This is a genomic window from Nocardia sp. NPDC004722, from assembly GCF_053601505.1.
Map to the genome: position 1 here is coordinate 1 of NZ_JBSGBY010000438.1, position 7,192 is coordinate 7,192.

The 7,192-nt window shown below is 68.6% G+C and carries 6 protein-coding genes; 2 read left to right on the forward strand and 4 right to left on the reverse strand.

The features are described from left to right. From ACWELQ_RS32425 to ACWELQ_RS32435, 3 genes are all read right to left on the reverse strand, one after another. Positions 1-1,709: ATP-binding cassette domain-containing protein (locus tag ACWELQ_RS32425; protein ID WP_452400843.1), on the reverse strand; the 1,709-nt coding region annotated here is incomplete at its 3' end. Beyond that, positions 1,706-3,625 carry an ABC transporter ATP-binding protein gene (locus ACWELQ_RS32430; RefSeq protein ID WP_452400844.1) on the reverse strand — a complete coding sequence of 640 codons (1,920 nt, stop codon included), beginning with the start codon at positions 3,623-3,625 and terminating at the stop codon, positions 1,706-1,708. The genes ACWELQ_RS32425 and ACWELQ_RS32430, both read right to left, overlap by 4 nt. A 94-nt stretch (positions 3,626-3,719) precedes the next feature. Beyond that, the gene (locus tag ACWELQ_RS32435; RefSeq protein WP_452400845.1) at positions 3,720-4,493 is read right to left on the reverse strand and encodes a DUF4190 domain-containing protein; all 774 of its coding nucleotides are present in this window, start codon (positions 4,491-4,493) and stop codon (positions 3,720-3,722) included. A 94-nt stretch (positions 4,494-4,587) separates the two neighbouring features. Between ACWELQ_RS32435 and ACWELQ_RS32440 the strand changes: the two genes are divergently transcribed. Then, positions 4,588-5,520, forward strand: a complete 933-nt coding sequence (locus ACWELQ_RS32440) for an RluA family pseudouridine synthase (protein ID WP_452400846.1) — start codon at positions 4,588-4,590, stop codon at positions 5,518-5,520. A 46-nt stretch (positions 5,521-5,566) separates the two neighbouring features. Beyond that, positions 5,567-6,349 (forward strand): CPBP family intramembrane glutamic endopeptidase, encoded by a 783-nt coding sequence (locus tag ACWELQ_RS32445; RefSeq protein WP_452400847.1) that lies wholly within the window; start codon positions 5,567-5,569, stop codon positions 6,347-6,349. Positions 6,350-6,614: 265 nt separating this feature from the next. On the opposite strand, the gene ACWELQ_RS32450 is transcribed toward ACWELQ_RS32445, so the two are convergent. Next, on the reverse strand, positions 6,615-7,192 hold a 578-nt coding region (locus tag ACWELQ_RS32450; RefSeq protein WP_452400848.1), incomplete at its 5' end, for an MMPL family transporter.

Genomic DNA, 7,192 nt, shown 5'->3' on the forward strand with positions numbered 1-7,192 from the left:
AGGTCGAACGGGTTGAAGCGGTAGTTCTCCGCCTCGGCGACCGGCATGATCTGGACCTTCAGGGTCCAGCTCGGGTGATCGCCGCGCTCGATGGCATCCATGAACAGGATCTGATCGGCGTGCGCGATGGTCGCCAGCCGATGCGCCACCACCAGTACCGTTCTGCCCCTGGTGAGTTCGTGCACGCCGCGCACCACGACCGCCTCGTTCTGCGGATCCAGCGCACTGGTGGCCTCGTCCAGCAGCACGATCGGCGAGTCCTTGACCAGCGCGCGGGCGATCGAAACCCGCTGGCGCTCACCGCCGGACAGCGCCGAACCGCCCTCGCCGACCGACGTCTGCCAGCCCTCGGGCAGGCGCTGGGCGATCTCGTCGACCCGGGCCACCGCGCCGGCGCGCAGCACCTCCTCATCGGTCGCGTCCGGGCGACCGGCCCGAATGTTCTCCAGCACCGAACGATCGAAGAGATAGACGTTCTGGAAGACCAGGGCCAGCTGATTCAGCAGGGTCTCGGTCGGCTGCTCGCGAACGTCGTTGCCGCCCACCACGACCCGGCCGGAATCGACGTCGTGGAAACGAGCCACCAGGCGCAACAGCGTGGATTTGCCCGAACCGCTCGGGCCCACGATCGCCGTCGTGGTGCCGGGCGCGGCGGTGAAGGAGATATCGGAAAGCACCTGCTTGCCGGAGTCGTAACCGAAACTCACACCCTCGAACTCGACCCCCGGCGCACCGACGGTGATCGGCGCATCCGGTTGCGGCAGTGCCGGTTCCGCCAGCAGCGCGGTCACCCGATCGGCGGCGGCCGCGGCGGCGCGCCGGGCGCCGCCCAGCTGCGCGGCCTGGGTCAGCGGCTCGATGAAACGCGAACTCACCGCGATCAGCGCGATGGCCGCGGCGGCCGTGATCGCGCCGTCGGTGGCCCGGCCCACCACCAGGTACACCAGCACCAGGAAGAGGGCCTGCACCACCAGCGCGAACACGATCAGGCCGGGCACGGCGGCGACCAGCAGGCCCGAGGCCGCCTTGCGCTGCCGGGCCAGGGCCGCGTCCAGGGCGCGATTGCCCGCGCCGACCGCGCCCAGCGAACGCAGCACCGGTTGCGCCTGAGCGAATTCCAGCACCCGGGCGTTCGCCTCGGTCGCCGCCTCGTGCATGCGCTCGTCCGCGCCGGTGTAGCTGCGATTCGCCCACAGGTTCACCCCGAACAGCAGCGGGGCCGCCACCAGCATGGCCAGCGAGATCCGCCAGTCCACGAACAGCATGCCGACGGCCACCCCGAGCGGAACCAGCACGCCGGTCAGCATTTTCGCCAGCAGATACGCGATCAGCCCCTGCACCTCGCGCACGTTCTCCACCACGACCCGCGACAGCTCACCCGCGTGCCGCCCGTCGAACCAGCCCAGCGGCAACGCGTTCAGCCGATCCCCCAGCTCGGTCTGCAACCCGTGCTGCATCCCGACCCCGATGCGCAATCCCAGCAGCGACTGCGCATACCCGAACACCACCACGGCCAACACCGCCAGCCCCAGCCACAACGACCACCACCAGGCCCGACCCAGCTCATTGTCGAACAGCGCCTGCAACACCGGCACCAGCAGCACATAAGCCGCTGCCTGCGACAACGCCTGCGCCAGAATGCACAACAGCAATCGCGGCGTGAGATGGGCATATTCGCCTGGAATCAGCCCCAACACCTTGCGGATCATCGATGAACCTCGCCATCCGTCTTGATAGTGGTCCCGCGCGGGGCTTCGGACGACCCCTCGGTGTCCGCGATGGATTCGAGGGCCGCCGCGTTGATTTCCCAGAGGCGCTGGTAGAGGCCGCCTGCCGTGTGCAAGTCGGCGTGCGTGCCCTGTTCGACGAGGGTGCCGTTGTCCAGCACCAGGATTCGGTCCACACCGGTGATGGTGTGCAGGCGGTGGGCGATCACCAGGACGGTGCGACCGGAGACGAGTTCGGCCAGGGCGTCCTGGACGGCCGCCTCGGATTCGGGGTCGGCGAAGGCGGTGGCCTCGTCGAGAACCAGGATCGGGGTGTCGGCCAGCAGGGTGCGAGCGATCGAAAGGCGCTGTGCCTCACCGCCGGAGAGGATGGCGTCGACGCCGATCTCGGAGTCGTAGCCGCGCGGCAGGGCCAGGATGCGGTCGTGGATGCGGGCGGCGCGGGCCGCGCGCTCCAGCGCCGCGCTGTCGGCGTCGGGACTGGCCAGGCGCAGATTGTCGGCGACGGTGCCGCGGATCAGGCGCACGTCCTGGAAGACGAAGCCGACCGTGCGATACAGCTCGTCGCTGGGGATGTCGCGAATATCGCGGCCGCCCAGGGTGATCCGGCCGGAGTTCACGTCGTAGAAGCGGGGCAGCAGCTTCGCCAGCGTGGACTTGCCGGAGCCGCTGGGGCCGACCAGGGCGGTCATGGTGCCCGGCGCGAGCTCGAGGTCGATGCCGCGCAGCACCTCGTGCTCGTCGCGGTAGCCGAAACGCACGTTCTCGAAACGGATCAGCCCGGCCGCCGCGTCATTGGACGCCGATTCGCCCGAGCCGGAAGCCAATTCCGGTGTCGCCTGCAACTCGTGCAGCCGCAGCGCCGCGTCACCGGCCGTGCGCAGCGCCTGCGCGCCGTAGCCCAGCCCCAGCAGCGAACTGCCCAGCCCGAGCCCGACCAGCAGGAACGGCAGCAGATCCAGCGGTTCGAGCCAGTGCAGGCCGACGCCCGCCAGCCCGGCCACCACGACCAGCAGCATGACGAACACCGGCGCGACCACCGTGTCCGACAACGACTGCACGGTCATCACCGGCATCTTCAACTGCCGCAGCCGCTCGGTCTGCGCGTCCACGGCCTCACGGAACTCGCTGTGCGCCTTGCCCGCCCGGCCGAAGGCCCGCACCACCTGGATGCCGTCCACGAACTCGACGGTCGCCGCGCGGGTGCGCTGCTCGGCCGCGTTGTAGGCCGAAAGTCGTTGGCGGCCGGGCTCGTCCAGCATGGCGCGCATGCACAGCGCGTAGATCACCAGCGGCAGCAGCAGCACCAGGGTCAGCCGCCAGTCGACGGTGGCCAGGTAGATCAGGGTGACCAGCGGGACCGTCACCGAGCCGATGAAGTCCAGCCGCGCGTGGGCCACCAGGTAGTGCAGCGCCTCCACATCGTCCTGCAGGTATTTCTTCACCTCCGAGGAGCTGCGCTCACCGAACCAGCCCAGCGGGACCCGGGTCAGCTTGTCGGCCAGCAGCCGTCGCAGGCTCAGCTGGTAGCGGGCGTCCACGGCGTGCGACCAGGTCAGGGCGGCCGCCTGCAAGATCGCCCGGACGACCAGGACCAGCACGGCGAACAGCAGCAGCCGCCACACGCGGTCGGCGTCGGGGGTCGCGGCGAGCAACTCGCGGCAGGCGGACACGATCAGCAGGAACGGCAGCACCGAGCACACCGCGGCGACCGCGACGATCACTCCGGCGATGCTCAGCGGCCCGCTGACCGGGGCGAGAATCTCCTTGCGCGCCTGCGCCTCTCGCCGCCGCCGGGCCTTCGCCTCGGCCTTGGCGTCCGGCGCGCCCCCCTCGGCTGCGCCCGGGCCCGGATCGAGGGTCTGCGCCTCGACCGCGGGCGGTGACTCGACCGTCATCAGTCCGCCTCCCACCTTCCTCGCGTCCGGCGCTCCCACGAACACCGGCGAGAAGATAGGTTAGGCTAACTTTTGCTGTACGACCATACCGACGTCAGCGCGGGACCTTTCCCTTCAGCTTCGTGCCGGTGGAGTAGTGCACCATGCACGTCGCCCTGCCCTTGGACAGATTCCACTGCGCCTCGGTGGACGGATACAGGATGAAGTTCTCCAACTGCCCGTACATCGTGCTGTGGCTCAAGATCTTGTCGATCTGGTCCGCGCAGGAGTCGTTGGCCTTCTTGAAGGCGGCGTCATCCGACCCGGGCCATGAGCCATCCAGATGCACCTGCGCGATCACCTCGGCGTCGTGCTCGCTCGCACACGGCACCAGGGTCAGGTTCTGAATGTGCTGCCGCTCCTCGATCGACTGCACGCAGTCACCGGTCTTCACGTCCGCGATGGAGACCGACGTCGGCGCCGACGGCTCCACCGAGCGAGTCGGATAGTCCGGCGACGCCGACTCTTTCGAGGCGCCGAGCGCCGCCAGCGCGAAGATGGCCACCGCGAGCAGCACCGAGAGTCCGGAGATGGCCAGACCCGCGATGGCCAGCCCGCGCCCGCCCTGGTTGCGCTGCTTGATCTGATTCAGCGCGATGATGCCGAACGGGATGCCCAGGAAACAGAAGCCCAGCAGGCTCAGCACGAACGATGCGATGGCCAGGCCGTTGGTGCCCTGCGAGGGCGGCGCGCCCATCGGATAGCCGGGCGGCGACGGGTACCCGGGCGGATATCCCGGCTGCCCATAGCCCGGCTGATGTCCGTATCCCGGCTGCCCGTATCCCGGCTGGGGAGCCTGTGGGTACTGCTGATTCGGATCCGGATACACGAGACCCCTACTCGTCCAATTGAACCCGGACATTCCAGGCGTGGGCCAACCGTACCCCCTGGTCCGTACAGTCCCTGGGGCTAGGGTTTGACGAGTGAGACGCCGTCAGCAACCCCCGCTCCCCAAGCGGCACGGACTGGATCCGGCCCGGTTGCGACTGCCCGAAGAGGGCGACTGGGCGACCATCCGCGACCACCTCGTCGAGCGTTTGCCGCGCGTTCGCCCCGAACGCATCGACGAACTGCTGCGCGAGGGCGGCATCGTCGATCTGACCGGACCGATCAGCCTCGACACGCCCTACACGCCCGGCGGCGCGGTGTGGTTCCACCGGGATCTGCCCGCCGAGACCGAGGTCCCCTTCCCCATCGGCATCGTGCACCGCGACGAGGACATCCTCGTGGTGGACAAGCCGCACTTCCTCTCCACCATCCCGCGCGGGCAGCACATCTTGCAGACCGCCCTGGTGAAACTGCGCCGCGAACTCGACCTGCCGGATCTGGTCCCGGCGCATCGCCTCGACCGGGTCACCGCCGGGTTGGTGCTGTTCATCGTGAATCCGGCTCGGCGCGGGGCGTATCAGACCATGTTCCACAAGCGGCTGGTGTTCAAGGAGTACGAGGCGATCGCGGCATACGATCCGGCACTGGAACTTCCGCGCACGGTCATCAGCCGGATCGTCAAGGAAAAGCAGGTACTGCAGGCGTACGAGACCGAGGGCGAACCCAATGCCGAGACCCTCGTCGAGTTGCTCGAGCACCGCGACGGACTGGGCCGTTACCGGCTGCGGCCGCGCACCGGGCGCACCCATCAGCTCCGGCTGCATATGAACGGCCTCGGGGTACCCATCCTGGGCGACGACTTCTATCCCGAACTCACCGACAAACCGGTCGACGACTACACCCGGCCGCTGCAACTGCTGGCCTCGACGCTGGAATTCACCGATCCGATCACCCGCGAACCCCGCCGGTTTCGAACCGCCCGGACCCTGCAAGCGTGGGACGACTATGCGGGTTGGCAGCGGGATTAACCACATTCGAAGCGATTTCCAAGAATTCGCTCGTACACTGGCCGCAATGTCTCGAAACGATAACGGCACGGTTGCGGCGCTGGACGAGGTCCAAGAGCTCGACACCCCGCCCACCCCGCCCGGCCACAAGCTGCACGCCTACATCGATGTGGCTGTCGTCGTCATCGTTCTCATCGGAACGAACCTCATCGCCCACTTCACCAACCAGTGGGCCAGCATCGTCTCGGTGCCGATCGCCGCGGTGGTGCTGGTGGCGCTGGTCCGCCGCCGCGGACTGGGCTGGGAGGACCTCGGACTCTCGCCCCGGCAGTGGCGACAGGGCTCCCTCTGGGCGCTGGCTGCGGTCGGCGTAGTGCTCGCCGCGGTGGCGATCGGGGCGCTGCTGCCCATCACGCGGCCGTTCTTCCTCAACAGCCGCTACGCCGCCGTCTCGGGCGCGCTCATCGCGTCCATGATCGTGATCCCGCTGCAGACCGCGATCCCCGAGGAGCTCGCCTTCCGCGGCGTCCTGCACGGCACCCTGGACCGGGTGGTCGGTGCGCGCGGCGTATTCGCAGCCGGGTCAATGCTTTTCGGGCTCTGGCACATCGCCTCGTCTCTTGGCCTGACCAGCGGCAACAAGGGTCTGACCGGATTCCTCGGGGGCGGACCGGCCGGGCAGCTGCTCGGCATCGGGCTCGCGGTGATCGCCACCGCGGGTGCGGGCGTGGTGTTCACCTGGCTGCGGCGACGCAGCGGCAGCCTGCTCGCGCCGATCGCCTTGCACTGGGCGGTGAACGGCGCGGGCGCGCTGGCCGCCGCGGTGGTCTGGCACGTCACCGTGCACTGACGAAAACGAAGGGGTGGGCCGGCCGACCTGGGAACAGAGGATTGTGATCGGCCGGCCCGGGACGGTTCGGCATAGTCGGGCCACACCGAACCGAGTCTGGGTTCGGGCGGAACTGTATCGGCTGTCCAGTTATGCGCGTGGCGGTTTGGGGAAAATACTGAAACACGTTTCGTTCAGATGCTGATGAGCCCCACCCGACCAGCACGAAAGCCGGGCCCGCCGCTGCGAGAGCGACGGGCCCGGCCCTATGGAACATCGTGAGGGACTACCGGCGAGCGGCGTCGCTCACCTCGGGAGCCCACTCCTTCTCCCAGTCCTCCGACTGCCCCTGGGCGTCACCACCGTGACCCGGCCACCAGGCCCGGCGACCCACCAGTGCGGTCACCGCGGGGGTGAAGAACATCGCCATCACGAAGGCGGCGATGGCGATACCCACCGAGATCGCGAAACCCATCGAGGTCAGCACCGAATTGCCCGCCGCCATCATCGAGGCGAACGTGCCCGCCAGGATCACACCGGCCGCGGCCACCGTCGGGCCCGTGTGCCGCAGCGCCAGCGCCGCGGCGCGATGCGGATCGTGACCCTCGCGGGCCTCCTCCCGCAACCGGGCCACCATGAGGATGTTGTAGTCGGTGCCCAGCGCGACCACGAACAGATACATGATCAGCGGCAGCGTGAAGATCAGACCCGAATCGCCCTTGGCGTGCTGGAAGACCAACACCGCCGAGCCGAGCGTCGCGGCGAAACCGAGGAACACCGAGGCCATCAGGTACCAGGGCGCCACCAGGCTGCGCAGCAGCAGGGCGAGCACGATCATGATGAGAATGCCCGGGAGACAATGCC